The sequence below is a fragment of the Sphingomonas sp. GW821-FHT02B09 genome, from assembly GCF_059421875.1.
The window spans coordinates 1,499,074-1,525,789 of the sequence record NZ_JBWKVV010000001.1 but is presented as its reverse complement, the minus strand read 5'-3'; the positions used below and the strand labels follow the sequence as shown (position 1 = coordinate 1,525,789).

Genomic DNA, 26,716 nt, shown 5'->3' with positions numbered 1-26,716 from the left:
CGCGCCTTCGCGTGACACCATTCAGCGAGCCGCCGCATGACCGCCGTTCTCGAATTGCCCACCACGCGCGAGGAAGCGTTCCGCTGGGCCGACATGCCCGCGCTGCAAGCCGCCCGCGCGCTGACGCCGCAGTCGGCGTCGGTGCCAGACGCGATCCTGCCCGACGCGGCGCGACTGGTGTTCGTCGACGGCGATCTCGATACCGATGTCAGCCGTCCCGGCGACCTCGCCATCGTCCCGGAAGCCCTTGCCAGCGATCACCCGCTTGCCCGCCATGCTGCGGGCGACGGTCACCGGATCACGCTCGCGCCGCGCACCGTCACCACGATCGAGATCGCCCGCGTCAACGCCGGCGGGGACTGCCAGACGCCGCTCGTCATCACGCTCGGCGAGGATGCCGTGCTGACGCTGGTCGAGAGTTTCACCGGGGCCGGCTGGACCAACACGCTGACCCGGTTCGAGCTGGGACAGGGCGCGCGGGTGATGCGCGCGGTGCGCATCGTGCAGGACGCCGGCTTCGTCTCGACCCGCGACGAGGTGACGATCGCCGAGGCCGCCAGCTTCGTCTCGGTCGCACTCGGCGCCACCGCGGCGGGGACGCGGCTCGACGCGGCGCTGACGCTGAATGGCGACGGCGCCTATGCCGAGCTTGGCGGCGCGCTGCTGACGCGCGACGACCAGCGGCAGGAATGCGCGGTGCGCGTCCGCCACGCCAAGCCCAACGGCCAGTCGCACCAGCTCTGGCGCGCGGTTGCGGCGGATCGCTCGACGGTGAGCCTCGCCGCCGCGGTCGAGGTGGCGCGCGACGCGCAGAAGACCGACGGCGAACAGAGCCTGCGCGGTCTGCTCCTCCAGCGCACCGCGACGGTCAACCTCAAGCCCGAACTTGAGATTTTCGCCGACGACGTGAAATGCGCGCACGGCGCGACGGTCGGCGAACTCGACGCGCGCGCGCTCTTCTACATGCAGAGCCGCGGCATTCCCGCGCCCCGCGCCAAGGCGCTGTTGACGCGCGCGTTCGTGGCGGATGCGCTCGATCGGATCGCCGATGAGACGGTGCGCGACACGTTCGCCGCGGATGCCGACGCGTGGCTGGAGCAGACGCTGTGAGCGAATCCCCCCTCGACCGCGTCGCCGACTTTCCGGCGATCCCGGCGGGATGGGCCTATCTCGACACGGCGGCCACCGCGCAGAAGCCGCAGGTCGTGATCGACGCGATCGCGCGGGCCTATGGCGAGACCTATGCGACGGTGCATCGCGGCGTCTACCAGCGCTCGGCCGACATGACCGTCGCCTATGAGGCGGCGCGCGCCAAGGTCGCACGCTTCATCGGCGCGACGACGTCCGATGAGATCGTCTTCGTCCGCGGCGCGACCGAGGGGATCAATCTCGTCGCGCAATGCTGGGCGGCGACGCAGCTCAAGGCGGGCGACCGCATCCTGCTGTCGATGCTGGAGCATCACAGCAATATCGTGCCTTGGCAGATGGCCGCCGAGCGCGTCGGCGCGGCGATCGACGTGCTGCCGCTGACCGCGGATCATCGCATCGATCTCGATGCGATGGAGCGGATCCTCACGCCGCAGCACAAACTGGTCGCGCTTGCGCACGTCTCGAACGTGCTCGGCTCGGTGCTCGACGCGAAGCGCGCGACCGATCTGGCGCATGGCGTCGGCTCGAAGATCCTGCTCGACGGCTGTCAGGCGGTGCCGCGGATCGCGGTGGACGTCGCGGCGATCGGTTGCGATTTCTACGTTTTCTCCGGTCACAAGCTGTACGGTCCGACCGGGATCGGCGTGTTGTGGGGTCGCGGCGCGCTCTTGTCGCAGATGCCGCCCTATCAGGGTGGCGGCTCGATGATCGACCGCGTCACTTTCGCGAAGACGACCTATGCGCCGCCGCCGGGCCGGTTCGAGGCGGGGACGCCGCATATCGTCGGCGCGCTCGGCCTTGCCGCGGCGATCGATTATGTCGAGGGGATCGGGCTCGACCGCATCCATGCGCACGAAACCGCTCTGGTCCGCGACGCACGCGCGGCGCTGGCGTCGCTCAACTCGGTCCGCCTGTTCGGGCCGGAGGACAGCGCCGGCATCGTCAGTTTCGCGGTCGAGGGGGTGCATCCGCACGACGTCGGCACCATCTTGGACGAAGGCCGGGTGGCAATCCGCGCCGGCCATCATTGCGCGCAGCCGCTGATGGAGGTGCTGGGCGTCGACGCGACCGCGCGGGCGAGCTTCGCGGTCTATAACGGTCCGCAGGACATCGAGGCGCTGGTCAAGGGCGTCGAACGAGTGACGAGGATATTCGGGTGAGCGATGCGATCCGTATCGAGGAAGTGGACGCGGTGACGCCGGCGCCGCGCGCGCGCGTCGAGGACGTGGCGGACAGCGCGCCGCGCGAACGCGACTATCTGACCGGCTTTCTCCAGCAGCAGCCGCAGGGCGATGCGCCGGGCGAGCCCGGCGGCGCGCTGTACGAGGCAGTGATCGACGCGCTCAAGGAGATCTACGATCCCGAGATTCCGGTGAACATCTACGATCTCGGGCTGATCTACGGCGTCGAGGTCGCGGACAACGGTCAGGCGGTGGTGACGATGACGCTCACCACGCCGCATTGCCCGGTCGCCGAATCGATGCCCGCCGAGGTCGAGATGCGCGTTGCCGCGGTGCCGGGGATCGCCTTCGCCGACGTCAATCTCGTATGGGATCCGCCCTGGGACCCGCAGAAGATGTCGGACGACGCCAAGCTCGAACTGGGGATGCTGTGATGGCCACGACCCTGCGCCAGCGGCCGGCGCCGCTGATCCTGACCGCCAATGCCGACGCGCGCATCGCCGACCTGATGGCGCGCGCGCCGGACGGCGCGATCGGCGTTAAGCTCTCGACGCCGCGCCGCGGCTGTTCGGGGCTCGCCTATTCGGTCGATTACGTCACCGAGGCCAAGCCGTTCGACGAGCGGATCGAGACGCCCGGCGGCACTTTGTTCGTCGACGGCGGCTCGATCCTGTATCTCGTCGGGTCGACGATGGACTGGGTCGAGGACGATTTCACCGCCGGCTTCGTGTTCAACAACCCCAATGCCAAGGGCGCATGCGGTTGCGGGGAAAGCTTCACGGTCTGACCCGATCGGCTCCTCCCTCGTGCGGTGGGGGAGGAGCCCGCCGGGTCTAAAGGTCCCGCCCGTAGATGTTGTAGACCTTGTTGACGCGGCTATCGATCGTCTCGGCGATCGAGCGCATGCCCTGATTGTCGTCGAGGATCCAGCCGATCTCGCCGCGGCTCGCGCCGTAATGCTGGACCGAGGCGACGCGGATATATTCGATCATCATGAAGGCGAGCTGGCTCGCCATCCGCGACGCCTGCAATTCCTTGACGACGCCCATTAGCGGCACGCGCATCGTCCGTACCTTGGGCTTGCGCAGCCACAGCAGCAGCTTGGCCCAGCCGAACGGCAGCAGCGAGCCGTTGAGCGGCTTCAGCGGCTCGTTCAGGTCCGGAAGCGTAATCATGAATGCGACCGGCTTGCCGTCGAGTTCGGCAATGCGGATCAGGTCGTTGAACACGATCGGCTTGAGCTTGACGCCGACGTCCTTGATCTCGGGCGGGGTGAGGGGGACGAAGCCCCAATTGTCGCTCCACGCATCGTTGAGGATCGACAGGATGATCGCCGCCTCCTCCTCGAACTTGCGCTTGTCGACCTCGCGCACGACGATGCGCGGGTTGTTCTCGCCGGAGCGGATGATCCGTTTGACGATCGGCGGAAATTCCTGGGTAATGTCGAGCTCGTAGGTGAAGAGCTGCTTGACCTGCTGGTAGCCCGCACGCTCGATCCAGCCCTGATATTCCGGCTTGGCGTGGCCCATCATGATCGTCGGCGAATGATCGAAGCCCTGCACGAGCAGCCCCGGCTCCTCCCACACCGATTGCGAGATCGGACCGAGGGCGCGGGTCATGCCCTGCTCGCGCAGCCAGCCCTCCGCCTTGGCGAGGAGCGCGACGAACACGTCCTCGCGCTCGGCTTCCATCGACCCCCATTGACCGACACCGGGACCGAATCCCTGTTCGGCCGGCATCGTCAGCGCCAGCGTGTCGATATGCGCCGAGATACGCCCGACCACCCTACCGTTCTCGCGGGCGAGGAACAACTGCACCTTGGCGTGGCTGTACCAGCCGTTCTTTTCCGGCGTGATCAGGCCCAGCGCCTCGCCCTTCAGCGGCGGGACCCAGGCGGCATCGTCCTTGTACAGCCGGAACGGCAGGTCGACGAACGCCTTGCGTTCGCTCTTGGTGGTGACGGGGGTGATCGTCAGGTCGCTCATTCGGGCCTCCCATTTTGGCCCGCGATCTAGCACGGCGGCGCGGCAAGGCGAGTGACGTTTCCGTCATCAGTGATCGATATGTTGCGGCGCCGCAGCGACCGGGGCGCCTGTAAATGCCACGCTATCGCCACTATCTTCACGCAATGGACCAAGCCATGGAACGCTCGCTGACCCTATCCCGCGCCCCCGTCGCCGAGCCGGCCGGACGCGCGCCGCGCGTGCGGATCGCCGACGACAAGGCGATGCTGCGTGCGGCGGCGGAGGCGACGCGCGACCTGATCGCGCCACGCCCCGGCGTCTATTGGGCCGACCTGATCGGGTCGGTGGCGGTCGGCTATGGCGCGCTGGCTGCTGCGGTGACCGTCCGGGAGACCGGCTGGGTGGTGCTCGCTGCCGTCGTGTCGGCGCTGGCGCTGTATCGCGCGCTTAGTTTTATCCACGAAATCAGTCACATGAAGCATAGTGCCGTGCCCCGCTTCCGCGGTGCTTGGAATGCGCTGGTCGGCGTGCCGATGCTGGTGCCGAGCTTCATGTACGAGGGCGTGCACAACCTCCACCATGCGAAGACGCGTTACGGCACGTCGGAGGACCCGGAATATCTGCCGCTCGCGCTGATGAAGCCGTGGACGCTGCCGGCGTTCGTGGTGATCTCCGCACTGGCGCCGCTCGGGCTGCTGATCCGTTATGCGATCCTGTCGCCGCTGTCGCTGCTGTCGCCCAAGTTCCGCACGATCGTGATGGAGCGCTATTCGGCGCTGGCGATCAATCCGTCGTTCCGCCGTCGCGCCCCGGAAGGCGAGGCGCGGACGATGTGGGATCGGGTCGAGACTGCGGCGAGCCTGTGGGCGATCGCGGTCGTGGTGCTGACCGCGACGGGGGTCTTCCCGCTGCGCAGCGTCGCAATCGCGCTGGCGATCGGGTCGGGCGTCGCGGTGGTCAATCAGGTCCGTACCCTCGTCGCGCATCTCTGGGAGAATGACGGCGAGCCGATGTCGGTGACCGCGCAATATCTCGATTCGGTCAACGTGCCGCCGCCGGCGCTGTTGCCGGCACTGTGGGCACCGGTCGGCCTGCGCTATCACGCGCTCCACCATCTGCTGCCGAGCCTGCCGTATCACGCGCTCGGCGAGGCGCATCGCCGGATCACCGCGGCGGTCGAGCAGGGGTCGCCCTATCACAAGGCGAGCTATGCCGGTCTGCCGGGATTGGTGAACAAGATCGTGCGGAGCACGTTCCATCCTCGGTAACCAGAGGATTGCGCTATAATAGGGCAGGACGGTTGCCGAAGGTGGGGGTCGGAAGATGATCATTTGGTCCGGCATCGTAGCCCTGCTGGCCGTTCCGGCGGTCGCCGCCGATACCCTGCCGCCGGGGACGGTCACTCTCACCGTCGTCGATGACGGCAAGACCGATGGACCCGAGATTCCTGCGATCGCCGATGCGGTCGGCGATGCCTTCAATTCCGCCAATTATCTCGTCCTGCCGGCGACCGGTCCGAGCCGCTATCGTGCCCGGGTCGCGATCGACCATGAGCAGCGCGGTCTGGTCGGGGCGCCTTCCGGAACCAAGGCGCCTGCCGCCAGCGTCGCCAATTGGGGCGGGGGCGTGCAACTCGCGCTGCCGACGCAGAAGCAGGATCTGCGCGCGCTGATCGTGACGCGGATGACGATCACGCTCACCGTCTGGCGCGACGGGCGGACCTTGTGGACGGGCAGTGCGGTGACCGCGCAGGTCGGCGGCACGCAGGCGAACGCGCCGGCGGTCGTCGGTGCGAAGCTGGCGGGTGCTCTGGTGTCGCGGATGCCGGCGGTGCTCGAGGGGCCTTTGTCGGTGCCGTAAGGTGGTCGGACGGAAGAAGGTTGGTTCGCGCAGAGGCGCGGAGGTGTTGCGTTCGCCGTGTCAGCGGCTCTTCCTACCAAGGTCTCGCAGTTACAGGACCACGGCCGCCCCACACGATACCTTTCCGCGCCTCCGCGCCTCCGCGTGAATCGATAACATCACCCCGTTGGTGCTGAGCCTGTCGAAGCACCCTGAGACTCACCTGCCCTTCGACAGGCTCAGGGCGAACGGTTGGGGGGGCGGAGCAGCTTCTTTCAGCCGTCCTATTCCTCGGTGCGGATCAGGACCGCTTCGCCGATCAGCAGGAACAGCAGGAACGGCGCCCAGGCGGCGAGGAAGGGCGGGTAGGCGCCGAGATTGCCCATTGCGAGTGCGAAATTGTCGGCGACGAAATAGGCGAAGCCCAGCGCCATGCCGATAACCGCACGCACGAACAATTGCCCCGACCGCGCGATGCCGAACGCCGCGACCGCGCCGAGCAGCGGCATCAGCACCGCTGACAGCGGGCTGGAGAATTTGTGCCAGAGCGTGCCTTCGAGCGACTTGGTCGGCCGGCCGGCGTCGCGCAGGTCGCCGATCGCGGCGTGGAGCGCGGCGAAGTCGAGCCCGTCGGGATTGACCGCACCCAGAGTGAACTGGTCGGGGCGGACGCCCGGCGCGACCTTGACCGTGCCGAGGTTGCTCAATTTGCCGGTGGCGACGTCGAAGCGCGTCGCCGGGCTGATCGCCCAGCCGTTGCCGGCATGGCGGCCGATCGGCGCCTTGATGATCGCGACCAGCTCGCCGCCGGTGCGGTCGTAGACGGTGACGTTGCCGAGCCGCACCTGCTCGCCGCGCCCGCGCACCTGCTGCACCGCGATCAGGTCGTCGCCGTCGCGCACCCAGACATTGGTCCGGTCGCCGCGGTCGATCGGCAGCGCGCCGTAATCGGCGTCCTTCCACTGGTCGAGCGTCGCGGTGGCGCGGCTGACGATCCGTTCATTGAACGCGAAGCTGAGCCCGGCGACGCCGAGGCTGGCGACAAGCAGCGGCGCCAGCACCTGATGCGCCGACAGGCCGCCGGCCTTCAACGCGATGACCTCGCTGTTCTGGTTCATCGTGATGAGCGTCAGGATGGTGCCGAGCAGGACCGAGAAGGGCAGCAGGAAGGCGGCGATCTGCGGCGCGCGCAGTCCGACATATTGCCACACCTGTTCCTGCGTATTGCCGGGATGGGCGAGGATCTGGCCCGATTCGCTGAGCAGGTCGAGCGTCTGCAGGATCAGCAACAGCGCGGCGAGCAACCCGAAGGTGCGCACCAGGAACATCCGCCCCATGTAGATCGCGACGGTGCGCGACGGGAAGAAGCTGCTCATGCCGCCTGCTCCTTCTTGCGGCCGCGGCCGGGCAGATAGCGGGTGACGAGCTTGGCGAGCTTCGAGAAGGCGCGTTCGAGCGCGCCGATCGGTTGCCCGCCGGGGACATAGGCGATCTGATAATACATCCAGAGGATGATCCCGGCGAAGATGCAGAAGGGGACCCAGAGCGCGATCAGCGGATCGATCCGGCCGAGCTCGCCGATCGAGGCGGCATATTCGTTCACCTTGTGATAGGCGACGATCATCACGATCGCGAGGAACACGCCGAAGCCCGAATTGGAGCGTTTGGGCGGCACGCCGAGCGCGATTGCGAGCAGCGGCAACAGGAACATCGTCGCCACCTCGACCAGACGGAAGTGGAATTCGGAGCGGCTGCTGTCGCGCTGCTCCTCGCTCTGCGCGCGATGGCCGAGCTTTGCGAGCTCGGGCAAGGTGAATTCGAGGTTGCGGCCGCCGCGCTGGCGGAAATTCTCGTAGCGCGGCAGCGGGATCGGCAGATCGTGCGAGGTGAAGGTCAGCACCCGCGGCACGGTGAAATTGGGCGCCTTGTGCACCAAAGTGCCCTTGGTCAGGCGGAAGATGATCGTGTTGGGATCGTCGGTGGCGAGGAACTGGCCCGACTGGGCGGTGACCGAATAGCTGGTGCCCTTGTCGTTGTAATATACGAAGATGCCGTCGAGCTTGCGGCCCTTGTCATGGCTCTGCTCGATGCGCAGCGTCATGCGGTCGCCGAAATGGGTGAACTCGCCGACCTTGATCGACGCGCCCAGCGCGCCGGTGCGCAGCTCGAAGCGCAACTGCTCGTAATAATAGCGCGCCTTTGGCTGGACGAAGCCGACGATCGCGATGTTGAGCGCCGCGAGGATCAGCGCGTACATGAACGGCACGCGCAGCATCCGCGTATAGCTGACCCCCACGGCGCGCAGCACGTCGAGCTCCGAATTGGCGGCGAGGCGGCGGAAGGCGAGCAGGATGCCGAGCAGCAGACCGATCGGGATACCGAGGCCGAGATATTCGGGCAGCAGATTGGCGAGCATCCGCCACACGACGCTGACCGGCCCACCCTCGGTGGCGACGAAGACGAACAGGCGCTGGATACGGTCGAGCACCAGCAGCATGGCGGCGATGGTCAGCGTCGAGAATAGCGGCAACGCGATCAGCCGGGCCATGTAGCGGTCGAGGGAGGTCATGCGGTCAGGGGCTCGGGCCGGGGCGGGGAGCGGCCGGTATAGGCGCGGGTGTCGGCAACGTCAGCTAAAATTCCCGTGGCTCATTCGGCGGCTATCTGCTGCGGCGGGGCGGGGCGTTCGGTCGCCATCGCCTTGCCGATCGCGCGCTCCAGCCCGCTGAGCGTGAACGGCTTGCGGAGCACCGGATGACGGCCGAATTCGCTCGCATTCGCCTCGCCGGCGAAGCCGGTGACGAACAGCACGGCGATATGCGGGTAATGCGGGGCGAGGGCGGCGATCATCTCCGGCCCGGTCTGCCCCGGCATCAGCACGTCCGAGATGATGAGATCGATGTCGTCGTTGCCGGCGAGCAGCGCCGGCGCCTTGAGCGGCGCGTCGCAGGCGATGGCGCGATGGCCCAGCTCCTCCAGCGCCATCATCGTCGCGGCGAGCACGCGCGGATCGTCCTCGACGACGAGCACGCGCAGCGCCTCGGCGAGCGGCGCGACGGTGACCGGCGCGACGACCGCGGCGGGCGCGGCGGTGCCGGCGCTGGTGTCGCGCGGCAGATAGAGGGTGACGGTGGTGCCGCATCCGGGCGCGGTCTCGATCGCGATGCCACCGCGCAACTGCCGCACGAGGCCGAAGATCTGGCTGAGGCCGAGGCCGGTGCCCTTGCCCGCCGCCTTGGTGGTGAAGAAGGGTTCGTAGACGCGTTCGAGCACCTCGGGCGTCATGCCGGTGCCGGTATCGGTGACCGCGAGCGTGACGTAATCGCCGGCGCAGCAATCGTCGACATGATCGTCGGCGAGCGACGTCGCGCCGGTCGCGATGACCAGCCGGCCGCGACCGTTCATCGCGTCGCGTGCGTTGACCGCGAGGTTGAGCACCGCATTTTCGAGCTGCACACGATCGGCATGGACCTGCCAGCCGCGCGCATCGTCGCGGACGACGACGGTGATCGCATCGCCGAGCGTGCGGTCGATCAGCTCGGACATGCCCGACACCAAAGCCGCCGCGGCGATCGGTTCGGGCTTGAGCGATTCCTCGCGGCTGAAGGCGAGCAGCCGCCGGGTCAGCGCCGCGGCGCGATTGGCGCCGTCGGTCGCATTGTCGAGATGCCGCGCCACCGTCGCCGGATCATGGCCGACCGCGCGCCTTGCCAGTTCGAGCCCGCCGAGGACGACCGCGAGCATATTATTGAAATCGTGGGCGATGCCGCCGGTCAGCTGGCCGACCGCGTCCATCTTGTGGATCTGGCGGACCTTCGCCTCCTGCACGCGCAATTCGTCGGTCGCCTTGGTCACCGCAGCGGCGAGTTCCTCGGCGCGCTCGCGTTCCTCCTCCGCCTCGGCGCGGGCAAGGGCGCGCTCGCCGACCGCGTGCAGCGTGAACCAGCCGAGCACCAGCGCGCCGACGACGATGAGCACGCCGAAGATCGCCAGCACCGTCGCGATGCGGCTCGACCGGTCGACGGTGCGCATCGCGTCGGCGGTGCGCTGGTCGAGCAGGGCGCGTTCGCGGGTGATGATCTGGTCGAGCGTCGTGTCGATCGCGGTCAGCGTCGGCGACTGGCGCGCCTTGTAATAACGGGCGAGCGCCTGGCTGTTCTGGCCGTAGGTGGTGCTGAGCGCGGTCAGCGACAGCTCCTCGCCGCGCCGTTCGTAGGCGGCGCGCAGGCGGCGGACGCGGGCGCTCTGCTCCGGCGTGTCGACGGTCAGCCGTTCGAGCCGGCCGAGCTGCGTTCCGGCGAGGCGCCATTGGTCGTAATAGAGCTGGCCCAGCTCCTTCTCGGCCTTGCCGCTGATGACGTAGCGGCCGAGCGACGCCTCGGAGCGGGCGATCGTGCCCGACACGGTGCGGGCGAGGATCATCACGTCGTAGCTGTGCGCCTGCGCCTGCAACGCGCGGTCGCGCTGGCGGTTGGCCTCGCCCAGCGTCACGATGAGCGCGACGAGCACCGCCGCGCCGAGCAGACCCATCACGACGAGCGTGATCGTCCGCCAGGTCGCGTCGCCCTCCAGGGTCCCTACGGAGACCGTTTCGGCGTCGTTGCGAGTCACGGGCGTGAGGCTAGTCCGTTTCCCGCCGCGTGGAAAGCCGCCGCGGCGTGCGCCGCGGCAGGCTCAGCCGATCGCGCCCACGGCCTGCCCCGCGGCGCGGAAGGCGGCGAGCACCGCGTCGAGCTGCGCTGCGCTATGTTCGGCGCACAGCGAGCAGCGCAGCAGGAAGGTGCCGGCGGGGGTCGCCGGCGGGCGCGCCATGTTGACGTAGACGCCACCGTGCAGCAGCCCCTGCCACATCGTCACCGCCTGTTCCTGGTCATCGAGGATCACCGCGACGATCGCGCTGTCGGGGGCCTCGGTGCCGAGCCTGAAGCCCATCGCCTTGAGGCCGCCGTGGAGCTGGCGGGCGTTCGCCCAGAGCTGCGCGCGCTTGTCGTGCGCGGTCATCAGCTTGCGGATCGACGCCGCGGCGGTCGCGACGACCGACGGCGGCAGCGAGGCGGTGAAGATATAGGCGCGGCAGGCGAGGCGGATCGCCTCGAACTTCGGATGGTTCGACACGCAGAAACCGCCGACGGTGCCGACCGATTTCGAGAAGGTGCCGACGACGAAGTCGACGTCCGCCTCAAGCCCCTGATCCTCGTACACGCCGCGGCCGTTGGGGCCGTAGAAGCCCATCGAATGCGCCTCGTCGCTCAGCACCATCGCATCGTGCTTCTTCGCGACCGCGACCATCTCCCTGAGCGGCGCGACGTCGCCGAGCATCGAATAGACGCCTTCCAGCACGACGAGCTTGCCCGCCTCCTTGGGCAGGCGGCCGAGCCTTTTGTCGAGATCCTCGACGCTGTTGTGGCGAAAGCGGACGATCTCGGCATTGCCCTGCTTGCAGCCGTCGTAGATCGAGGCGTGGCTGTCGGCGTCGAGGATGACATATTCGCCCTTGCCGACGAGCGTCGAGATCATGCCGAGATTGGCCATATAGCCGGTCGAGAAGACGATCGCGCCGGTCGTACCGTAGAAGTCGCGCAGCGCCTGTTCCGCTTCCATATGGTCGCGGAAGGTGCCGTTGAGCATGCGGCTGCCGTTGGTGCCCGAGCCGAACCGGTCGAGCGCGGCATGGCCGGCGGCGATGACGTCGGGGTCGAACGTCATTCCCATGTAATTGTAGGTGCCGAGCAGGATCGTGTCGCGGCCGGCGATCACCGCCTCGGTCGGGCTCTTCACCTGTTCCATCACGATCGCGAACGGATCGGTGACGCCGGTGTCGATCAGCGCCTTGCGCTCGGCGATGAGCGAATCGAACTTGCTCATCAGGTCGCGCTCGGGCGCGACCGGGGCGGGGTCGAGGTCGAGCGTTTCGGACTGCAGGCCGGTCTCGGTCATGCGTCGCCCTTCAGCTTGGCGACGGCATCGGCGAGCTGGCCGACCGTCTCGATCTCCGCCTGCATGTTCATCGTGATGATGATCTCGAACTCGTCCTCGATCGCCGCGACGAAGTCCATCACGGTCAGGCTGTCCCACTCCAGATCGCCCTGGAAGGTGGTCGCCTCGGTCAGCGCGACGCCTTTCTTGTTGAACGGTTCGATCTGGGCCTTGATCGTGTCGAGGATCTGGGTGCGGTCGGTCATCATACTATCCTGGATGGCGGCCAAATACGGCAGGGTTGCGGCGCTATAGCAATCCGTTGGCGCGATACCATCGCGCGGTTGCGGCGAGGCCTGCCTCCGGGGCGACGGACGGCGTCCACAGATCGGCCGGCGGGCGCAGCGCAGGGCGGGCGGTCCAGTCCGGGTGGGCGAGATAGTTCGCGCGATCGGCGGTGAGTTTGGCGGCCGATCCGCGCAGGCCCCTGTCGAGCTTCGCACCGAGATGGAGGATCGCCCTGGGCAGGTGCACCGCGAGCACGTGGCTCCGGCCGACCGCGCGGCCGATCGCCTGCGCCATCTCGTCATGGGTGAGCACGTGACCGTCGTCGACCTCGTAGAGCGCGGGCGGCAGGTCGCGCGTGGCGAGCGTCAGCAACAGGCGGGCGAGATCGTCGACCGCGACCAGCGACACCTTGCCGCGCGGCGGCAGCAGCGCGAGGCCGAGCTTCGCGGCGCGGAACAGGTCGCGCATCTCCATGTCGCCGGGGCCATAGACGCCGCTCGGGCGGACGATGCTCCACGCGAGGGGGCTGGCCTCGACCAGCGATTCGGCCTCCGCCTTGGACCAGCCGTAGTTGGACAGCGCGGGTTCGCGTGCGGACAGCGACGAGACGTGGACGAAGCGGCGGACGCCGGCGGCGGTCGCGGCGGCGAGCATGGCGCGCGTGCCGTCGATATTGCCGGCGACGAAGCCGGTGCGGTCGGGCGCGTTCACCACGCCGGCGACATGGACGATCGCGTCCGCGCCATCGGCGAGCGCGGCGAGGCTGTCGGGCCGGTCGAGCGCGCCTTCGATCCAGATGACGCCATTGCGGCCGGGTTGCGGCCGGCGGGTGAGCGCGCGGACGTGATGGCCGGCGGCGAGCGCCCGATCGAGGAGGGCGCCGCCGACGAACCCCGTCGCGCCGGTGATGGCGAGGGTGGTCATGAAGCGGCTCCTGCGATCGCGCCGGTAATGCTCGCGACCTCTACAAAGGACGATTTGTGCTCCTGCGAAAGCAGGAGCCCAGGGGTTTCGAAGACGGACAGCGGTCGTCTGCTTGGCCCTGGGTTCCTGCTTTCGCAGGAACACTGGAATGGTCGGGCCACCGGTCGGCCTCTCGAAGAGGCTGGCGATCTCACAGCAGCGCCAGATGGTTGCGGTGGACCAGTGCGGCGCGGGGCGCGTACCCCAAGATCACCGCCTGATCTTCCGAGCGCGTGCCGAGCAGACGCAGCGCCTCGTCCGCCGCATATTCCGACAGGCCGCGCGCGATCGTGCCGTCCGGCCCCTCGATCGTCACCAGATCGCCGCGGCCGAACGCGCCCTCGACCCGCGTCGCGCCGGCGGCGAGCAGGCTGCCGCCTGCAACCAGCGCGCGCGCCGCGCCGGCATCGACGTGGATGCGGCCGCGGGCGGTCAGCCCGCCCGCCAGCCACGCCTTGCGCGCCGGTGCGGCGCGTTCGGCGACGAACAAAGTATGCCGCTGCGCCCCGGCGAGCGGGTGATCCAGCCGTCCGCTGGCGATGGCGAGATGCGCGCCGGCACCGGTGGCGATCCGTGCCGCGGCGATCTTCGACACCATGCCGCCCGATCCCATGCCCGACGCCGATCCGGCATCGGCCATGCCCGCGACCGCGTCGATCCGCTCGACCCGTGCGATATGCCGTGCCGCCGGATTGGTGTGCGGGTTGGCGTCGTAGAGGCCGTCGACGTCGGACAGCAGCACGACGCCCTGCGCCCCCGCCGCCTGCGCGACGCGCGCGGCGAGCCGGTCGTTGTCGCCGAAGCGGATCTCTTCAGTGGCGACGCTGTCGTTCTCGTTGATGACCGGCACCACGCCGAGCCCGAGCAGCCGGCCCAGCGTCGCGGCGGCGTTGAGATAGCGGCGGCGGTCCTCGAGATCGTCGAGCGTCACCAGCATCTGCGCGGCGGTGAGGCCGTGGTTGCCGAGCAGCTCCGCCCAGGTCTGGCTGAGCGCGATCTGGCCGGTCGCGGCGGCGGCCTGCGCGTCCTCGAGGCTGGCGCGGCCGCCCTTGGCGAGCCCGAGTCGCCGCGCGCCGAGCGCGATCGCACCCGACGAGACGATCGCGACCTGCTGGCCGTCGCGGACGCGCGCGGCGATGTCGGCGACCAGCGTCGCAAGCCAGTCCCGCCGTACCGCGCCATCGGGGGCGACGAGCAGGGCGGAGCCGACCTTGACGATCAGGCGCGGGCAGGAGGCGGGCGGGAAGAGGGGCATGGGGTGGGGTCTAGCGAGGGATGACCGACAGCATAAGTCCTCGGTTACCTGTCGACGCAGGGCCGATAGATATGGCCGCTTGGTTGTCGTCGCCCTTTCCACACTCCCTCGTCACCCCGGACTCGTTCCGGGGTCCACTCCGCGGCGAGGAGGGGGCTCGAGGCGAGAGCGCACGCTTGCGGTACGGTGGACCCCGGAACGAGTCCGGGGTGACGGTCCCGGGGTGCTATCGATCGAGCCCCATCGCTGTAGCGATTCAGACGAACGGGCGCATCGCCTCACACCGGCGACCAGGTGATCTCGTCCTCGCCCTCGTCGCTGTCCGGCACCGTATCGGGCGCCGGGTCGATCGCCTCGAGCAATTTGTCGAGCACCCAGTCGACGCCGGTGCCGGCGGCGCCCGACAGCGGGATGACGTCGGTGCCGCTTTCCTCCGCCAGTTCGGCGGACAGCGCCTCGATCAGTTCCTCGTCGAGCATGTCGATCTTGTTGAGCGCGACGATATGCGGCTTGTCGACCAGCCCGCCGCCATAGGCCTCCAGCTCGTCGCGGACGATGCGATAGCTTTCGGCGACGTCGTCGTCATTGGCGTCGACCAGATGCAGCAGCACGCGGCAGCGTTCGATATGGCCGAGGAACCGGTCGCCGATCCCGGCACCGTCGGCGGCGCCTTCGATCAGGCCGGGAATGTCGGCGACGACGAACTCGCGGCCGTGGTGGCGGACGACGCCGAGCTGCGGCCGCGTCGTGGTGAAGGCATAGGCGCCGACCTTCGCCTGCGCATTGGTCACCGCGTTGATGAAGGTCGATTTGCCGGCATTGGGCAGGCCGACGAGCCCGGCGTCGGCGAGCAGCTTGAGCCGCAGCCAGACCCACGCCTCCTGCTCGGGCCAGCCGGTGCCGTGCTGGCGCGGCGCGCGGTTGGTCGAGGTCTTGTAGCTGGCGTTGCCACGGCCGCCGTCGCCGCCGCGCAGGAACATCTCGCGCTGGCCGACATGGGTGAAGTCGAGCAGCACCTCGTCCTTGTCCTCGGACAGCACCTGCGTGCCGACCGGGACCTTGATGACGAGGTCGTCGCCCCCGCCGCCGGTGCGGTTGCTGCCCGAGCCGCCCGAGCCGCGCGGCGCGCGGAAATGCTGGGTGTAGCGGAAGTCGATCAGCGTATTGAGGCCGGCCACCGCCTCGAAGATGATGTCGCCGCCCTTGCCGCCGTTGCCGCCGTCGGGGCCGCCATATTCGATGAATTTTTCACGTCGGAAGCTGACGGCGCCGGGGCCGCCCGAGCCGGAGCGGACGTAGATCTTGGCCTGGTCGAGAAAATGCATGCCGCCTCTTTAGCGTGCCCCGCGCGAACGGCCACCCCCGCGGCGGCGGCGCCATCGCCGATCGCGTGCGACAAGAGCAGTGTACGGCGATTTCGGCGGGCGCTAAGATCCGGCGGGTGACGATGCCGCGCGATTCCCGGGCCGATCCGGCCGCCGAACGACTGGCGTGGCAGCGTGTCTTCAGTGCGGACGGGCTGCCGGCGAGCGAGCGCTATGCCTGCTGGCGCGACGCCGATATCGCCGGCCTGTCGACGCGGTTCGACACGACGCCGCACGAACCCTTCACCGTCGCGATGGACTGGCTCGATCTCGGCACGATCGGCATCGGGCAGGCGCGGATCACCGCGCAGGACTGGGTGCGGCGGAGCGACACGATCGCGCGCGACCGAAGCGACGATCTGGTCGTCAACGTTCGGCACCACGGCGGCGCGCGCGGCGACATGGCCGGCCGCGATCTCGTCGCGCCGGGCGGATCGATCGTGCTGGCCGACCTCGCGCAGACGCAGGCGCATGGATCGGAGGCATCGGTCAGCACCGGCTTCACGCTGCCACGCGCGATGGCGGAGCGGCTGCTGCCGGCGACGGTGCGCAGCCTGCACGGCCATGTCATCGCGCCGGAGCAGGCGGCGCTGCTCGTCTCGCATCTCGCGACGTTGCGCGACACCGCGCATCATCTGCCGGTGACCAGCGGCCCGGCGCTGGCGCAGACCGTGCTCGATCTGTTCACCATCGCGCTCTCCGCCAGCCTCGGCACCGCACCGGCCGATACCGAACAGCATGAGCGCGGCCTGTCGTTCGAACTGCGCGAGACGATCGAGCGGCACCTGGGCTCGCCGTCGCTCAACACGACGCGGCTCAGCCGCGCGCTCGGCGTGTCGCGCTCGACGTTGTACCGGCTGTTGCAGGAGGAGGGCGGGGTGCAGGCCTATATCCGCACCCGCCGGCTGGCGAGGATCGCCGAAAGCCTGCGCACGGCGGGGGACCGGCAGACGATCGCGATGCTCGCGGAGCGATGGGGCTTTTGCGATGCCGCCTATCTCGGCCGGGCGTTCCGCGAGGTCTATGGCATCACGCCGGGCGACTATCGCGCGCGGCATACGGGGAGCTAGGCGGAAACGACGTTCGTCCGTCACCCCGGGCTCGACCCGGGGTCCCGCTTCTTCTGATCGGCACGCGCAAAGGGATGAAGCGGGACCCCGGATCAAGTCCGGGGTGACGGATCGAAGGTGTGGGACGTCGTGGCACCGATGCATGGCGATCGGTCATGGACAGCGGTAACCGCCGACCGGCGTCGCGACCCCCATCGCGATACCGATCGACGGCACCGTCAGGCAGATGCCTGGAGCATCCGCCTATCCGTGCATCCTCCACCCGTGGCAGCGTGCCTTGCTGCGGCCGCCGCCTTCGCTTGTCCGAGTCGGCGCCATCGGCCGTCCGACCGGCCTTGGCGTCGTGCGGGTGATCGGCGGTCGAGCGCGCGATATATCACGCAATCGCGGCCGCCAGCCCCTCGTGCCGCCGTCCTACCGGCTCGTGCCGCGGCGGTGCAGGGGCGGCGGCATTGACGCCGTGCCACGCGACATTGGCGATGGCTCAGCCGTCCGCCGCGAGCGGCGCGGCGAGCATCGTCGCGGCAAGCGCACGCGCCCGGTCGCGCGGCAGGCCCAATGCGCGTGCCATCGGCGCCCCGAGCAGCGCGTCGCCCAGCGCCATCAGCACCAGATGCAGCGTTTCGTCCTGGATCGGGCGGCAGGCGGGTTCGACCCCGGCGGCGAGGTCCTCGACCAGCGCGCGCACCGCGGAGAGGATGGGATCGAGCGCGTCGCGGTTGCCGGTGAGGATCATCCAGCTCGCCAGCGCGCCGGCGCCACCGCCGTCGAAGGCGTCGAACACCAGATCGACGATCCGACGCGGGTCGGGCTCCGCCGGCCGATCGAGGAGCAGCGCATCGCGGATCGTCGCGGTGATGTCGCTCGTCATCCGCGCGATCAGCGCCAGCTGCAGCCCCTCGGCCGAGCCGAAATGGTGGAGCAGATTGGCGTGGGTCCGCCCGATCCGGCCGCCGACCGCCTTGAGCGTCACCGCCTGCGGGCCGGCCTCGATCAGCAGCGCCTGCGCGGCGGCGAGCGCCGCCTCGCGGGCGTCGGCGGGGGACAGGCGTTTGCGGAGGGTTGCGATCGACACAGCGGAGGCCTATTTACATGAATGTCAGTATGAGGACGCGAGTCCTGTGTTGGAGGTTTCCATGGCGAAAGCAACCACGCCCGACGATCTGGTCATCACCCCGCGCGACCGCCGCTTCGGCCGGGGCACGCGCATGGGCCGCTGGTGGCTCAACGACGATCCGGTCGCGACCGCCTTCTACAATGCGCTCTCGGTCACCTTTCCCAAGGGCGAGGGCTATTTCGTCGACAGCGTGCGCAAGTTCCGCGACGGCACCCCGCCCAAGCTGACCGGCGAGATCAACGCCTTCATCAAGCAGGAGGTGATGCACACGCGCGAGCATGTCGCGTTCAACCGCCATGTCACCGATCAGGGCTATGACGTGCGCCGGCTCGACAAGGACGTCGACGACGCGCTCGCGCTGACCAAAGGGCGGCCGCCGATCGCCAGCCTCGCCGCGACCACCGCGCTCGAACATTTCACCGCGATGCTGGCGCACGAGCTAATCGCCAATCCCCGGCATCTCGCCGGCGGCGAGGAACAGGCCAAGGCGCTGTGGTTGTGGCACGCCGCCGAGGAGATCGAGCACAAGGGCGTCGCCTACGACACCTGGCTGCATGCGACCAAGGACTGGCCGCGTTTCACGCGCTGGCGGGTCAAGTCGATGGTGATGCTGATCACCACCTGGCGGTTCTTCACCGGGCGGACGCGCGGCATGCTCGAATTGCTGCGGCAGGACGGAATGACCGGGCCGAAGGTGTGGGCGCGGCTGTTCTGGTATGCGTTCGGCAACCCCGGGATGGCGCGCAAGGTCGCCGGGGTCTGGGCGGCCTATTTCCTGCCCGGTTTCCATCCCTGGAAGCATGACGACCGCGCGTTGATCGGGCTGGCGGAGAGCGATTACGAGGCGGCGGTGCTGCCGCGCCCGGCGTGATGCGCCACGACGGGCTTCAAACGCTGCCGTGAAACGCGCTAGGGTCGCGGCATGACGCGATACGGCAAAAGGTTCTGGCTCCTGGGTGCGGCGATGGCCGGGCTCGCCGGTTATGTCGACGCGATCGGATTTCTCAAGCTGGGCGGGCTGTTCGTCTCGTTCATGAGCGGCAATTCGACGCGACTCGCGGTCGGGCTGGCGCTGGGACTGCCCGTCGCCGGAGTCGCGGCGGGGCTGATCGCCGCTTTCGTCGGCGGGGTGGTGGCGGGCACGATCGTCACCGTCGCCGCCGGGGCGCGCCGCAAGCCGGCGGCATTGATCGGCGTCACGCTGCTGCTCGCCGGTGCCGCGGCGACCGACGGCCGGGTGTCGGTCGGCGCCACCACCGCTTTGCTCGCCGCGGCGATGGGGATGGCCAACACCTTGTTCCAGCACGATGGCGAGGTCAGCGTCGGCGTCACCTATATGACCGGGGCGCTGGTCAAGTTCGCGCAGCGGCTGGCGGCGGCGATGATGGGCGGGCCGCGCTGGGCGTGGCTGCCCTATCTGTTGCTGTGGTGCGGCCTCGTCGGGGGCGCGGTGCTCGGCGCGCTCGTCTATCCGCGACTCGGTACCGTCAGCATCACCGCGGCGGCCGGGGTCGCGGCGCTGCTGACGGTCTATGCGGCGCTGCTCGGTCCGGCCGATCGCGTCGCGGTGAGAGCCTAAGCGGCGATCGGCATCGGCTCGCATCGGTCGACGAGGTCGAGCTCGTAGCTGAGCGTCGCCGCCGCCTCGGCCCGGGCCGGCGAGTGCCGCGTCGCGGTCCGGCCGGTGGCGCGGAAGCCGAGCTTGCGCAGCACCGCGCCCGAGGCGGGATTGTCGGCGAAATGCCAGGCGTCGAGGCGGCGCAGCGGCAGCGCGTGGCGCGCCATGTCGATCACCGCACGCCCCGCCTCTGTCGCATAGCCGCGTCCCCAGGCCGACGGCGTCAGCCAATAGCCGAGGTTGGGCGCGCCTTCATGCTCCGAGATGCCGATCCCGCCGATCAGCGCCGGCGCGCCGCGGTCATGCGCGACGATCACGAAGCGCGCCTCGTCATGCGCACGCGGCGCGGCGCAGAACGCCTCGGCATCGGCGAGGCGATAGGGGTGGGGGACGCGCAGCAGCATCCGGATGACCGCGTCATGCCCGATCGCCTGCGCCAGCGCCGCGGCATCCTCCGGCCATGCCGGCCGCAGCGTCAATCTCTTGGTCCTGGCGAACATTTCTCGCTCTCTCCTCGGCCGCGCCCATGCCACGCGCCTGTGACGCGGCAGGGACAAAAGGTTGGGGAGCAAGAAAAAAGGGAGCCGGGGTGACCCGCCTCCCTGATTTGGTTGGCACCGCCTGGGCGGTGCGACCGGGTCACCCTGGTGGGCAACCCGGCTGGTCACCCGATGTTATTCGGCGGCTTCCGCCATAATCTGCACCGAGCAGAATTTACGGCCGAGCTTGCCCTCGTGGAATGCCACGCGGCCGTCGACGAGCGCGAAAAGGGTGTGATCCTTGCCGATGCCGACATTGGCGCCCGGATAGAATTTGGTGCCGCGCTGACGCACGAGGATGTTGCCGGCGATCGCTTCCTGACCACCGAACTTCTTCACGCCGAGGCGACGACCGGCCGAATCGCGACCGTTGCGCGACGAACCGCCTGCTTTCTTATGTGCCATGCTGCTCTACTCCTGTTCGCGCTTGTGGCTCAGCCGACCGAGACGATCTTGAGGATCGTGTGGTTCTGGCGATGGCCGTTCTTGCGGCGATAATTGTGACGGCGGCGCTTCTTGAAGACGATGACCTTCTCGCCCTTCGCCTGCGCGACGATCTCGGCGGCGACGGTGAGGCCCTCGACGCTCTTCAGCTCCGAGCCTTCGCCCGCGAGCAGGACGTCACCCAGCGTGATCGATGCGCCGGCTTCGCCGTCCAGCTTCTCGACGACGATCTTGTCTCCGGCGGCGACGCGATACTGCTTGCCGCCCGTGCGCACGACTGCGAACATGGCTTTAGTCACTTCCCAAAAAACATATGCCCACTCGGGAAGGCCCGGCGGGATGAGCGGTGGCAGCTAAGGAAAACGCGGGGCGCTGTCAACCACCGGCGCCGCGATTCTGCGGTCCGCCGGCGATTCCGCTCGACTCAGTGGCGATGTTCGCGGCGCAGGGCGTAGCGGCCGTCGGCGAAATCGGTGAACAGGCCGGCGATCGCCGGATGATCGATCGGCTCGTCGCTTTCGTCGGCGACCAGATTCTGCTGGCTGACATAAGCGATGTAGCTCGATTCCATATTCTCGGCGAGCAGATGGTAGAACGGCTGCTCCTTGGTCGGGCGCACGCTCTCCGGAATCGCCTCATACCATTCGTCGGTATTGGAAAAGACCGGATCGACGTCGAAGATCACGCCGCGGAAGTCGAACAGGCGGTGACGGACCACGTCGCCAATCGAAAAGCGGGCATGGGCGATCGCGGGGACATCGATGTCGCCGAAGGGCAGCACACCGGTAGGATCGTGACGAGGCATGAGCGCAATCTAGGGGTCTTTCTGCGCCGCACAAGCGCAAGGGTGCTTGCCAGCGCAAAACGAACCCGTTAGAGGCGCGCCCTCGACCGACCGATCAGGCCCTCGCGCCTCGAAACGTCTTCTGCGGAGAGGTGGCAGAGTGGTCGATTGTACCGCACTCGAAATGCGGCGTGCCTTTGCGGGCACCGAGGGTTCGAATCCCTCCCTCTCCGCCACTTACCGCTGACGATACGAGACATTTCCCGATCCACGGGGCCTGTCCGGCTAACCGGGGCAAATACCGGAACACCCATTCGGATGGCGTTGCGCGTAGATCGCCAATGACGCCTGCTGCGCGGTCGCTGGCGAGGCGTCGGCCACCGGGCGGTCGATACTGCCCGAGCGGATCAGCAGGCGCAAAAAAAGGCTGCCGATGATGTCTCGGCAGCCCATGGCATCGGATAAGGGTCAGGCATTACTTCGCCGCTGCGGCCGGCTTGGCGGGCAGTTTCGCGAAGTCGGCGTCGATCGCTGCCAGCACCTTGTCGGTCACCGCATCGGGCGAATATTGCTGGATGTCCTTCAGCGTCATCGCCCGCGCCATGTCGATCTGGTCGTTGGTCGTCATCCCCGGGACGTGCTTCTCGATCACGGCCTTGGCGGCCGGATCGTCGAGCAGCGTACCAATCTCGGTCGTCGACGTCGAATAATGGGCCGCCGTCGCGGTCGCGGACGCGGCGGGCGGCTTGGCGGCCTGCGCGTTCACGAGCGTCGCGGGGGCCAGAAGAAGGGCGGCAGCTGCCATCAACGTACGCATAGATATCCTCTCATCACGCAGCGTCGGGGCTGCCAACAGTTATATCGTACGGTACCGTATCTATGTCAATGACTGGCCGGTCACCAGATCGCGCGGGCGGCCATGATGATGTCCACCGTCCGCTCGCCGTAAGCGTCGAATTCCGCGTTGCTGACGGTCCGGATCAGGCTTTGCTGGAGATACCAGCCCGTCATCGACGCGACGATGCGCGTGGCGATGCTTTCCGGATCGCGCGCGGGAATGCCGTCTCTTGCGGCGGCGTCGCGGATGTCCCGAGCGATCAGGTTGATGATATAGAGCGAGCCGACGTCGTGCATCGATTTGGCGAGTTCCGGAAAGCGGCCGGCGGTCGAAACGATGATCCGCTGGAACGCCTGCACTTCGGGATTGTCGTGCGACCGGGCGATGACGCGGACATGGTGGCGCAGCCGCTGGTCGATGTCGTCGGTCAGTTCGCTATCGGCCTCGGACGCCTCCGCCGACCATCGCGCGACCGCATCCTCGACGATCGCGTGGAACAGCGCCTCCTTCGAGGGGAAGCGACCGTATAGCGTCGTCTTGGACACGCCGAGTTCGAAGGCGATCGCTTCCATCGCGACGGCATCGAAGCCGTTTTCCAGAAAATGGCGACGCGCGGTGGCGATCAGCGCATTGTCGATCGCCTCGACCTGCTTGGCCGTCGGCCGGCCGCGGCGGGGTACGAATGTCGGAGCAGCCTTGGTCATGGCGTCGCCCATATAAGACTGGCCCCGCGATACCAAGCCGTCAGCGGACCAGCGCGCTGCGGTCGAGCGAGGCGATCGTCGTGCGCGCGGTCAGCGCCATGGCCACGCGCATCTCCGCTTCCATGAGCTGCAACATGTGGGTGACGCCCTTTTCGCCGGCCGCGGCCAGCGCGTAGACCCAGGCGCGGCCGAGCAGCACGCCGTGCGCACCGAGCGCGAGCATGCGGACGACGTCCAGGCCGGAGCGGATGCCGCCATCCGCCAATACCGTCAGCCGATCCCGCACCGCATCGGCGATGATCGGCAATGCCGCGGCGGTCGACGGGACGCCATCGAGCTGGCGCCCGCCATGATTGGACACGACGATCCCGTCCGCCCCGAGCGTCGCCGCGGCGCGCGCATCCTCCACGTCGAGAATGCCCTTGATGACGAGCGGCCCGTCCCAGCTCTCCCGGATGAACTCGAGGTCGCGCCACGAGACCGTCGGATCGAAATTGTTGCGCATCCACGCGAAGAAGTCTTCGAGACCGGTGTTCTTGCCGAGCACGGGGGCGACGTTGCCGAGCTGATGCGGCCGCCCGCGGACGCCGACGTCATAGGCCCAGGCCGGCCGCAGCATTGCCTGGACGGTGCGCCGGGCGGACCCCATGAACCCCGACGCCCCCGCCAGCCCCGATCGATAGTCGCGATAGCGCGACCCGGGGACGGGCATGTCGACGGTGAAGATCAGCGCGGAGCAGCCCGCGTCCTTCGCCTGTGCCATCAGGTCGCGCATGAAGCCGCGATCGCGGATCATATAGAGCTGGAACCAGAAGGGCGCATCGGTGCCGGCCGCGACCTCGGCGATCGGGCAGGCGGAGACCGTCGACAGGCAGAAGGGTATCCCCGCCTTGCTTGCCGCGCGCGCCGCCTGGACCTCGCCCCGTCGCGCGTTGAGGCCCGCGAGGCCGATCGGCGCCAGCGCGATGGGCATGGCGAGATTCTGCCCGAACAATTCGGTCGTCAGGTCGAGCGCCGAAACGTCGGTGAGGATCCGCTGCCGCAAGGCGATCGCCTCGAGATCCGCGATGTTCCGCCGCAACGTCACCTCGGCATAGGAGCCGCCGTCGATATATTCGAACAGGAAATGCGGGAGCTTGCGGCGCGCGAGGTCGCGGTAGTCGAGAGCCGATGCAGCCTTCATGGTCTTGCCTTCAGGAAGCCGTTGAACGTGATCCAGCGCAACAGCCCGTCGATCCAGCCTTGCGTCGTGGTGCCCTTGACGCCCAATCCGAAGCCATGTCCACTGCGTTGATAGGCATGGAATTCGAACGGACGGCGTGCCGCGGCCCAGCTTTCGAGCAGACCGTAGCCGGCGCGACCGGACAGCGGATCGTCGGTCGCCATCGCCACGAACATCGGCGGCGCATCGGCGGGTACCGCGATCCGCTCCATCGGCGGGTAGATCGGCGCGATGAAGGCGGGCCGATCGGCGGGCGCCGCCTGAAGCGTGACCCCCAGCGTCGTCCGCGCGCCGGCCGAGAAGCCGATCATGCCGACCCGCGTCGGATCTATTCCCCATTCGCCCGCGCGCGCGCGCACCAGGCGCAGCGCGGCGATGCCGTCGGCGACGGCATAGGACGGCGTCGTGATCTTCAGTCCCTCGCCGGGCTTGCCGATCCAGTTCGTCATCCGCGCCGACATCGCGCGACCAAAGCCGGCCGGGTCGCGCGGCGTCGGGTCGACGCGGTATTTCAGGACGAAGGCGGCGATGCCATGATCGGCCATGACCCGGGCGACCTCCATCCCCTCGTGGTCCCAGGACAGCGTCATGAAGCCGCCGCCCGGGGCGATCACCACCGCGGCGCCGGTGCGCTTGCCGACATCGGGGAGCACCGGCACCAGACTCGCCGACACGGTGTTCCGGACCGACATCGCCCCCGGCTTGCCGTTCCACTGTTCGGGACCGTTGCCGTTCGGCACATCGCCGGTGCGGAGCGGCAATGCGGTCGCGAATTCCGCGGGGACGGGCAGCGACGGCGGCACGGTCTGCGCGGGAGCCGCGAGCGGCGCGAGGAGGAGGGCCAGAAGGGCGGCGGCGCGCATCGGTCTGCCGATCATTGCAGGTTCACATAGGCGCCGCCGTCGACGAGCAGCGCCGCGCCGGTGACGTAGCGCGCCATGTCGGAAGCGAGGAAGACGATCGGACCGGCGAGATCCTCGGGTTCGCCGAGCCGGCCGAGCGGAACCCGCGCCGCCATCCGCTCGCGCTTGCCGGTATCCGCCAGATCGTCGCGGTTGATCTCGGTGAGGATCGTGCCCGGCAGGACCGAATTGCAGCGGATGCCGTACCGGCCGAGCGCGATCGCGGCGGATTGCATCAGCGAATGCACGCCCGCCTTGGTCGGCGTGTAATGCGTCTGATATTCGCCCCCGACCAGCGCCGATATCGACGAAACGGCGACGATCGCGCCGCCACCGCCCTGCGCGACCATCCGGTTGGCGGCGGCCTGCACCATATAGAAGGCGCCGTGCAGGTTGACCGCCATGGTCCGCTCGAACGTCGCGGCCGGCATGTCGAGAAACGCATGGAACGGACAGATGCCGGCGTTGGACACGAAGACGTCGACCCGGCCCAGCGCATCCGCGGCCCGGCCGACGAACGCCGTCGCGGTATCGGGCTCGGCGACGTCGCCCTTCAACGCGACGCCGCGACGCCCGAGCGCCTCGATGCGGGCGACGACGTCGTGCGCGCCTGCATCCGCGCCGATATAGTTGATCGCGACATCGGCACCCTGACGGGCCGCCTCGACCGCGGCGGCGGCGCCGATCCCCGACGACCCGCCGGTGATGAGGACCGTCTTCCCTTCAAGCAACAATGGGGCTCTCCTTGTCGGACCATCCGAGGTCCCGGCTGATGTCGTGCGCGGTCGTGACGACCAGATCGGCCAGATCCCGCATGCGCGCGTCGTTCATATATTGTGCGGCGCTCGACACGCTGAGCGCGCCGACGATCGCCCCGCCGGCATCGCGCACCGGCGCGGCGACGCAGCGGATCTGGTCTTCGTTCTCCTCGAGGTCGAAGGCGCAGCCGGTCGCGGCATAGTCGCGCATCCGCGCCAGCCACAGGTCGCGATCGACCGGCAGGCCGCCGTCGCGCGCATCGGCGTCGAGCTGCGCGATCCAGAAGGCGGCGGGCCGGTCGATCATCAGCGCCTTGCCGAGCCCGGTCGAGGTGAGCGGCTGCCGGTCGCCGATCCGCGACGAGATCGTGATGCGGCGCCGGCCGGGCATCTTGTCGAGGTAGAGCGCGCGGTCGCCGTCGAGCACGCCGAAATGCACCGTATCCTCGGTCCTGGCGGACAGCTCCTCGAGATGCGGCCGCGCGACCTGGACGATGTCCGCCTGCTCGTGCGCAAGCTGTCCCAGTTCGAGCAGCTTCGGCCCGAGCCGATAGCCGGCACGCGGCGTGAACGCGAGATAGCCGCGCTCCACCAGCGAGGAGGCGAGGCGATGCGTCGTGCTGCGACTGAGCCCGAGCTGCGCCGCCATCGGCGTCAGCGTCGTCGCGCCGCGCGCGACCGCCTCGACCACGTCGAGGCCCCGCATCAAGGTCTGGCTGCCGCCCGCCCCGGTCTGGGGCTGGGCCGCGTTTCTCTCCGGTTCCATCCCACGGGCTTACACCATGTTTCATCATGTGGAAA

29 protein-coding genes and 1 tRNA gene are annotated in these 26,716 nt (G+C 68.6%); 10 read left to right on the top strand and 20 right to left on the bottom strand.

What is annotated here, in order from left to right; genetic code table 11:
• Window positions 1–36 precede the first annotated feature (36 nt).
• Genes AC07U4_RS07060 through AC07U4_RS07045 form a run of 4 tightly spaced genes read left to right on the top strand, consistent with a single transcriptional unit; the run spans window position 37 to window position 3,117 of the window.
• The gene (locus tag AC07U4_RS07060; protein ID WP_495194889.1) at window positions 37–1,110 is read left to right on the top strand and encodes a SufB/SufD family protein; all 1,074 of its coding nucleotides are present in this window, start codon (window positions 37–39) and stop codon (window positions 1,108–1,110) included.
• A complete protein-coding gene (locus tag AC07U4_RS07055; RefSeq protein WP_495194888.1) occupies window positions 1,107–2,309 on the top strand; it encodes an aminotransferase class V-fold PLP-dependent enzyme in 1,203 nt (400 codons plus the stop codon). Before AC07U4_RS07060 ends, AC07U4_RS07055 begins: the two co-directional genes overlap by 4 nt.
• Window positions 2,306–2,764: an SUF system Fe-S cluster assembly protein gene (locus AC07U4_RS07050; RefSeq protein WP_495180551.1), complete on the top strand. Its 459-nt coding sequence runs from the start codon at window positions 2,306–2,308 to the stop codon at window positions 2,762–2,764. The genes AC07U4_RS07055 and AC07U4_RS07050 overlap by 4 nt, the downstream gene beginning before the upstream one ends.
• On the top strand, window positions 2,764–3,117 hold the full coding sequence (locus AC07U4_RS07045) for a HesB/IscA family protein (RefSeq protein ID WP_038661475.1): 354 nt from the start codon (window positions 2,764–2,766) through the stop codon (window positions 3,115–3,117). Before AC07U4_RS07050 ends, AC07U4_RS07045 begins: the two co-directional genes overlap by 1 nt.
• A 46-nt stretch (window positions 3,118–3,163) precedes the next feature.
• On the opposite strand, the gene AC07U4_RS07040 is transcribed toward AC07U4_RS07045, so the two are convergent.
• Window positions 3,164–4,315, bottom strand: coding sequence for an N-acetyltransferase (locus AC07U4_RS07040; protein WP_495180552.1), 1,152 nt, complete (start codon window positions 4,313–4,315; stop codon window positions 3,164–3,166).
• A gap of 155 nt (window positions 4,316–4,470) precedes the next feature.
• Between AC07U4_RS07040 and AC07U4_RS07035 the strand changes: the two genes are divergently transcribed.
• Both AC07U4_RS07035 and AC07U4_RS07030 read left to right on the top strand, forming a co-directional pair.
• Complete coding sequence (locus AC07U4_RS07035) at window positions 4,471–5,562, top strand: fatty acid desaturase family protein (protein ID WP_495194887.1); 1,092 nt, start codon at window positions 4,471–4,473, stop codon at window positions 5,560–5,562.
• A gap of 55 nt (window positions 5,563–5,617) precedes the next feature.
• Window positions 5,618–6,154, top strand: a complete 537-nt coding sequence (locus tag AC07U4_RS07030) for a hypothetical protein (protein ID WP_495194886.1) — start codon at window positions 5,618–5,620, stop codon at window positions 6,152–6,154.
• 263 nt (window positions 6,155–6,417) lie between these two features.
• On the opposite strand, the gene lptG is transcribed toward AC07U4_RS07030, so the two are convergent.
• From lptG to obgE, 8 genes are all read right to left on the bottom strand, one after another.
• Window positions 6,418–7,509, bottom strand: coding sequence for an LPS export ABC transporter permease LptG (lptG, locus tag AC07U4_RS07025; protein WP_495194885.1), 1,092 nt, complete (start codon window positions 7,507–7,509; stop codon window positions 6,418–6,420).
• Window positions 7,506–8,702, bottom strand: a complete 1,197-nt coding sequence (gene lptF, locus AC07U4_RS07020; RefSeq protein WP_171009336.1) for an LPS export ABC transporter permease LptF — start codon at window positions 8,700–8,702, stop codon at window positions 7,506–7,508. Before lptF ends, lptG begins: the two co-directional genes overlap by 4 nt.
• Before the next feature lie 80 nt (window positions 8,703–8,782).
• Window positions 8,783–10,663: an ATP-binding protein gene (locus tag AC07U4_RS07015; RefSeq protein ID WP_495195025.1), complete on the bottom strand. Its 1,881-nt coding sequence runs from the start codon at window positions 10,661–10,663 to the stop codon at window positions 8,783–8,785.
• Between the two features lie 144 nt (window positions 10,664–10,807).
• Window positions 10,808–12,070: a serine palmitoyltransferase gene (gene spt, locus AC07U4_RS07010; RefSeq protein ID WP_495194884.1), complete on the bottom strand. Its 1,263-nt coding sequence runs from the start codon at window positions 12,068–12,070 to the stop codon at window positions 10,808–10,810.
• Window positions 12,067–12,315: an acyl carrier protein gene (locus tag AC07U4_RS07005; RefSeq protein ID WP_038666809.1), complete on the bottom strand. Its 249-nt coding sequence runs from the start codon at window positions 12,313–12,315 to the stop codon at window positions 12,067–12,069. The genes spt and AC07U4_RS07005 overlap by 4 nt, the downstream gene beginning before the upstream one ends.
• A 43-nt stretch (window positions 12,316–12,358) precedes the next feature.
• On the bottom strand, window positions 12,359–13,261 hold the full coding sequence (locus tag AC07U4_RS07000; RefSeq protein ID WP_495194883.1) for an NAD-dependent epimerase/dehydratase family protein: 903 nt from the start codon (window positions 13,259–13,261) through the stop codon (window positions 12,359–12,361).
• A gap of 190 nt (window positions 13,262–13,451) precedes the next feature.
• A complete protein-coding gene (gene proB / locus AC07U4_RS06995; RefSeq protein ID WP_495194882.1) occupies window positions 13,452–14,555 on the bottom strand; it encodes a glutamate 5-kinase in 1,104 nt (367 codons plus the stop codon).
• A 278-nt stretch (window positions 14,556–14,833) separates the two neighbouring features.
• Window positions 14,834–15,880: a GTPase ObgE gene (gene obgE / locus AC07U4_RS06990; RefSeq protein ID WP_495194881.1), complete on the bottom strand. Its 1,047-nt coding sequence runs from the start codon at window positions 15,878–15,880 to the stop codon at window positions 14,834–14,836.
• A 122-nt stretch (window positions 15,881–16,002) separates the two neighbouring features.
• Here obgE and AC07U4_RS06985 point away from each other — a divergent pair, with 122 nt between their 5' ends.
• Window positions 16,003–16,989, top strand: a complete 987-nt coding sequence (locus AC07U4_RS06985) for a helix-turn-helix domain-containing protein (RefSeq protein ID WP_495194880.1) — start codon at window positions 16,003–16,005, stop codon at window positions 16,987–16,989.
• Between the two features lie 484 nt (window positions 16,990–17,473).
• On the opposite strand, the gene AC07U4_RS06980 is transcribed toward AC07U4_RS06985, so the two are convergent.
• Window positions 17,474–18,058 carry a TetR family transcriptional regulator gene (locus tag AC07U4_RS06980; protein WP_495180771.1) on the bottom strand — a complete coding sequence of 195 codons (585 nt, stop codon included), beginning with the start codon at window positions 18,056–18,058 and terminating at the stop codon, window positions 17,474–17,476.
• Window positions 18,059–18,125: 67 nt separating this feature from the next.
• Between AC07U4_RS06980 and AC07U4_RS06975 the strand changes: the two genes are divergently transcribed.
• Entirely contained in the window at window positions 18,126–18,977 is an 852-nt protein-coding gene (locus AC07U4_RS06975; RefSeq protein ID WP_495180560.1) for a metal-dependent hydrolase, read from the top strand.
• 51 nt (window positions 18,978–19,028) lie between these two features.
• Window positions 19,029–19,685, top strand: a complete 657-nt coding sequence (locus AC07U4_RS06970; protein ID WP_495194879.1) for a YoaK family protein — start codon at window positions 19,029–19,031, stop codon at window positions 19,683–19,685.
• On the opposite strand, the gene AC07U4_RS06965 is transcribed toward AC07U4_RS06970, so the two are convergent.
• The 4 genes from AC07U4_RS06965 to hspQ form a co-directional block, all read right to left on the bottom strand.
• Complete coding sequence (locus AC07U4_RS06965; RefSeq protein WP_495194878.1) at window positions 19,682–20,224, bottom strand: GNAT family N-acetyltransferase; 543 nt, start codon at window positions 20,222–20,224, stop codon at window positions 19,682–19,684. The two genes, AC07U4_RS06970 and AC07U4_RS06965, sit on opposite strands and share 4 nt — an antisense overlap.
• Window positions 20,225–20,398: 174 nt before the next feature.
• Entirely contained in the window at window positions 20,399–20,668 is a 270-nt protein-coding gene (gene rpmA, locus AC07U4_RS06960) for a 50S ribosomal protein L27 (RefSeq protein ID WP_037534549.1), read from the bottom strand.
• A gap of 29 nt (window positions 20,669–20,697) precedes the next feature.
• Window positions 20,698–20,994 carry a 50S ribosomal protein L21 gene (rplU, locus tag AC07U4_RS06955; protein ID WP_017979337.1) on the bottom strand — a complete coding sequence of 99 codons (297 nt, stop codon included), beginning with the start codon at window positions 20,992–20,994 and terminating at the stop codon, window positions 20,698–20,700.
• Between the two features lie 137 nt (window positions 20,995–21,131).
• On the bottom strand, window positions 21,132–21,512 hold the full coding sequence (gene hspQ / locus AC07U4_RS06950; protein ID WP_038661436.1) for a heat shock protein HspQ: 381 nt from the start codon (window positions 21,510–21,512) through the stop codon (window positions 21,132–21,134).
• 125 nt (window positions 21,513–21,637) lie between these two features.
• Between hspQ and AC07U4_RS06945 the strand changes: the two genes are divergently transcribed.
• A tRNA-Ser gene (locus AC07U4_RS06945) sits at window positions 21,638–21,727 on the top strand.
• A gap of 239 nt (window positions 21,728–21,966) precedes the next feature.
• Here the strand turns inward: AC07U4_RS06945 and AC07U4_RS06940 are convergent.
• The 6 genes from AC07U4_RS06940 to AC07U4_RS06915 form a co-directional block, all read right to left on the bottom strand.
• Complete coding sequence (locus tag AC07U4_RS06940; protein ID WP_495189861.1) at window positions 21,967–22,308, bottom strand: hypothetical protein; 342 nt, start codon at window positions 22,306–22,308, stop codon at window positions 21,967–21,969.
• Window positions 22,309–22,388: 80 nt separating this feature from the next.
• Complete coding sequence (locus AC07U4_RS06935; RefSeq protein WP_169742527.1) at window positions 22,389–23,033, bottom strand: TetR/AcrR family transcriptional regulator; 645 nt, start codon at window positions 23,031–23,033, stop codon at window positions 22,389–22,391.
• 40 nt (window positions 23,034–23,073) lie between these two features.
• The gene (gene lldD / locus AC07U4_RS06930) at window positions 23,074–24,216 is read right to left on the bottom strand and encodes an FMN-dependent L-lactate dehydrogenase LldD (RefSeq protein ID WP_137897432.1); all 1,143 of its coding nucleotides are present in this window, start codon (window positions 24,214–24,216) and stop codon (window positions 23,074–23,076) included.
• Window positions 24,213–25,133 carry an alpha/beta hydrolase gene (locus tag AC07U4_RS06925; protein WP_038661301.1) on the bottom strand — a complete coding sequence of 307 codons (921 nt, stop codon included), beginning with the start codon at window positions 25,131–25,133 and terminating at the stop codon, window positions 24,213–24,215. The genes lldD and AC07U4_RS06925 overlap by 4 nt, the downstream gene beginning before the upstream one ends.
• Window positions 25,130–25,891 (bottom strand): L-rhamnose 1-dehydrogenase Lra1, encoded by a 762-nt coding sequence (gene lra1, locus AC07U4_RS06920; protein WP_038661300.1) that lies wholly within the window; start codon window positions 25,889–25,891, stop codon window positions 25,130–25,132. Before lra1 ends, AC07U4_RS06925 begins: the two co-directional genes overlap by 4 nt.
• Complete coding sequence (locus AC07U4_RS06915; RefSeq protein ID WP_425423997.1) at window positions 25,881–26,621, bottom strand: IclR family transcriptional regulator; 741 nt, start codon at window positions 26,619–26,621, stop codon at window positions 25,881–25,883. The genes lra1 and AC07U4_RS06915 overlap by 11 nt, the downstream gene beginning before the upstream one ends.
• Window positions 26,622–26,716 lie beyond the last annotated feature (95 nt).

Bases quoted from the DNA above. Each gene is read 5' to 3' on its own strand.
- AC07U4_RS07060 (WP_495194889.1), top strand. From the start codon at position 37: ATGACCGCCGTTCTCGAATTGCCCACCACGCGCGAGGAAGCGTTCCGC.
- AC07U4_RS07045 (WP_038661475.1), top strand. From the start codon at position 2,764: ATGGCCACGACCCTGCGCCAGCGGCCGGCGCCGCTGATCCTGACCGCC.
- AC07U4_RS07040 (WP_495180552.1), bottom strand. From the start codon at position 4,315: ATGAGCGACCTGACGATCACCCCCGTCACCACCAAGAGCGAACGCAAG.
- AC07U4_RS07035 (WP_495194887.1), top strand. From the start codon at position 4,471: ATGGAACGCTCGCTGACCCTATCCCGCGCCCCCGTCGCCGAGCCGGCC.
- AC07U4_RS07030 (WP_495194886.1), top strand. From the start codon at position 5,618: ATGATCATTTGGTCCGGCATCGTAGCCCTGCTGGCCGTTCCGGCGGTC.
- lptG (WP_495194885.1), bottom strand. From the start codon at position 7,509: ATGAGCAGCTTCTTCCCGTCGCGCACCGTCGCGATCTACATGGGGCGG.
- lptF (WP_171009336.1), bottom strand. From the start codon at position 8,702: ATGACCTCCCTCGACCGCTACATGGCCCGGCTGATCGCGTTGCCGCTA.
- AC07U4_RS07015 (WP_495195025.1), bottom strand. From the start codon at position 10,663: ATGGGTCTGCTCGGCGCGGCGGTGCTCGTCGCGCTCATCGTGACGCTG.
- spt (WP_495194884.1), bottom strand. From the start codon at position 12,070: ATGACCGAGACCGGCCTGCAGTCCGAAACGCTCGACCTCGACCCCGCC.
- AC07U4_RS07005 (WP_038666809.1), bottom strand. From the start codon at position 12,315: ATGACCGACCGCACCCAGATCCTCGACACGATCAAGGCCCAGATCGAA.
- AC07U4_RS07000 (WP_495194883.1), bottom strand. From the start codon at position 13,261: ATGACCACCCTCGCCATCACCGGCGCGACGGGGTTCGTCGGCGGCGCC.
- proB (WP_495194882.1), bottom strand. From the start codon at position 14,555: ATGCCCCTCTTCCCGCCCGCCTCCTGCCCGCGCCTGATCGTCAAGGTC.
- obgE (WP_495194881.1), bottom strand. From the start codon at position 15,880: ATGCATTTTCTCGACCAGGCCAAGATCTACGTCCGCTCCGGCTCGGGC.
- AC07U4_RS06985 (WP_495194880.1), top strand. From the start codon at position 16,003: ATGCCGCGCGATTCCCGGGCCGATCCGGCCGCCGAACGACTGGCGTGG.
- AC07U4_RS06975 (WP_495180560.1), top strand. From the start codon at position 18,126: ATGGCGAAAGCAACCACGCCCGACGATCTGGTCATCACCCCGCGCGAC.
- AC07U4_RS06970 (WP_495194879.1), top strand. From the start codon at position 19,029: ATGACGCGATACGGCAAAAGGTTCTGGCTCCTGGGTGCGGCGATGGCC.
- AC07U4_RS06965 (WP_495194878.1), bottom strand. From the start codon at position 20,224: ATGTTCGCCAGGACCAAGAGATTGACGCTGCGGCCGGCATGGCCGGAG.
- rpmA (WP_037534549.1), bottom strand. From the start codon at position 20,668: ATGGCACATAAGAAAGCAGGCGGTTCGTCGCGCAACGGTCGCGATTCG.
- rplU (WP_017979337.1), bottom strand. From the start codon at position 20,994: ATGTTCGCAGTCGTGCGCACGGGCGGCAAGCAGTATCGCGTCGCCGCC.
- hspQ (WP_038661436.1), bottom strand. From the start codon at position 21,512: ATGCCTCGTCACGATCCTACCGGTGTGCTGCCCTTCGGCGACATCGAT.
- AC07U4_RS06940 (WP_495189861.1), bottom strand. From the start codon at position 22,308: ATGCGTACGTTGATGGCAGCTGCCGCCCTTCTTCTGGCCCCCGCGACG.
- AC07U4_RS06935 (WP_169742527.1), bottom strand. From the start codon at position 23,033: ATGACCAAGGCTGCTCCGACATTCGTACCCCGCCGCGGCCGGCCGACG.
- lldD (WP_137897432.1), bottom strand. From the start codon at position 24,216: ATGAAGGCTGCATCGGCTCTCGACTACCGCGACCTCGCGCGCCGCAAG.
- AC07U4_RS06925 (WP_038661301.1), bottom strand. From the start codon at position 25,133: ATGATCGGCAGACCGATGCGCGCCGCCGCCCTTCTGGCCCTCCTCCTC.
- AC07U4_RS06915 (WP_425423997.1), bottom strand. From the start codon at position 26,621: ATGCGGGGCCTCGACGTGGTCGAGGCGGTCGCGCGCGGCGCGACGACG.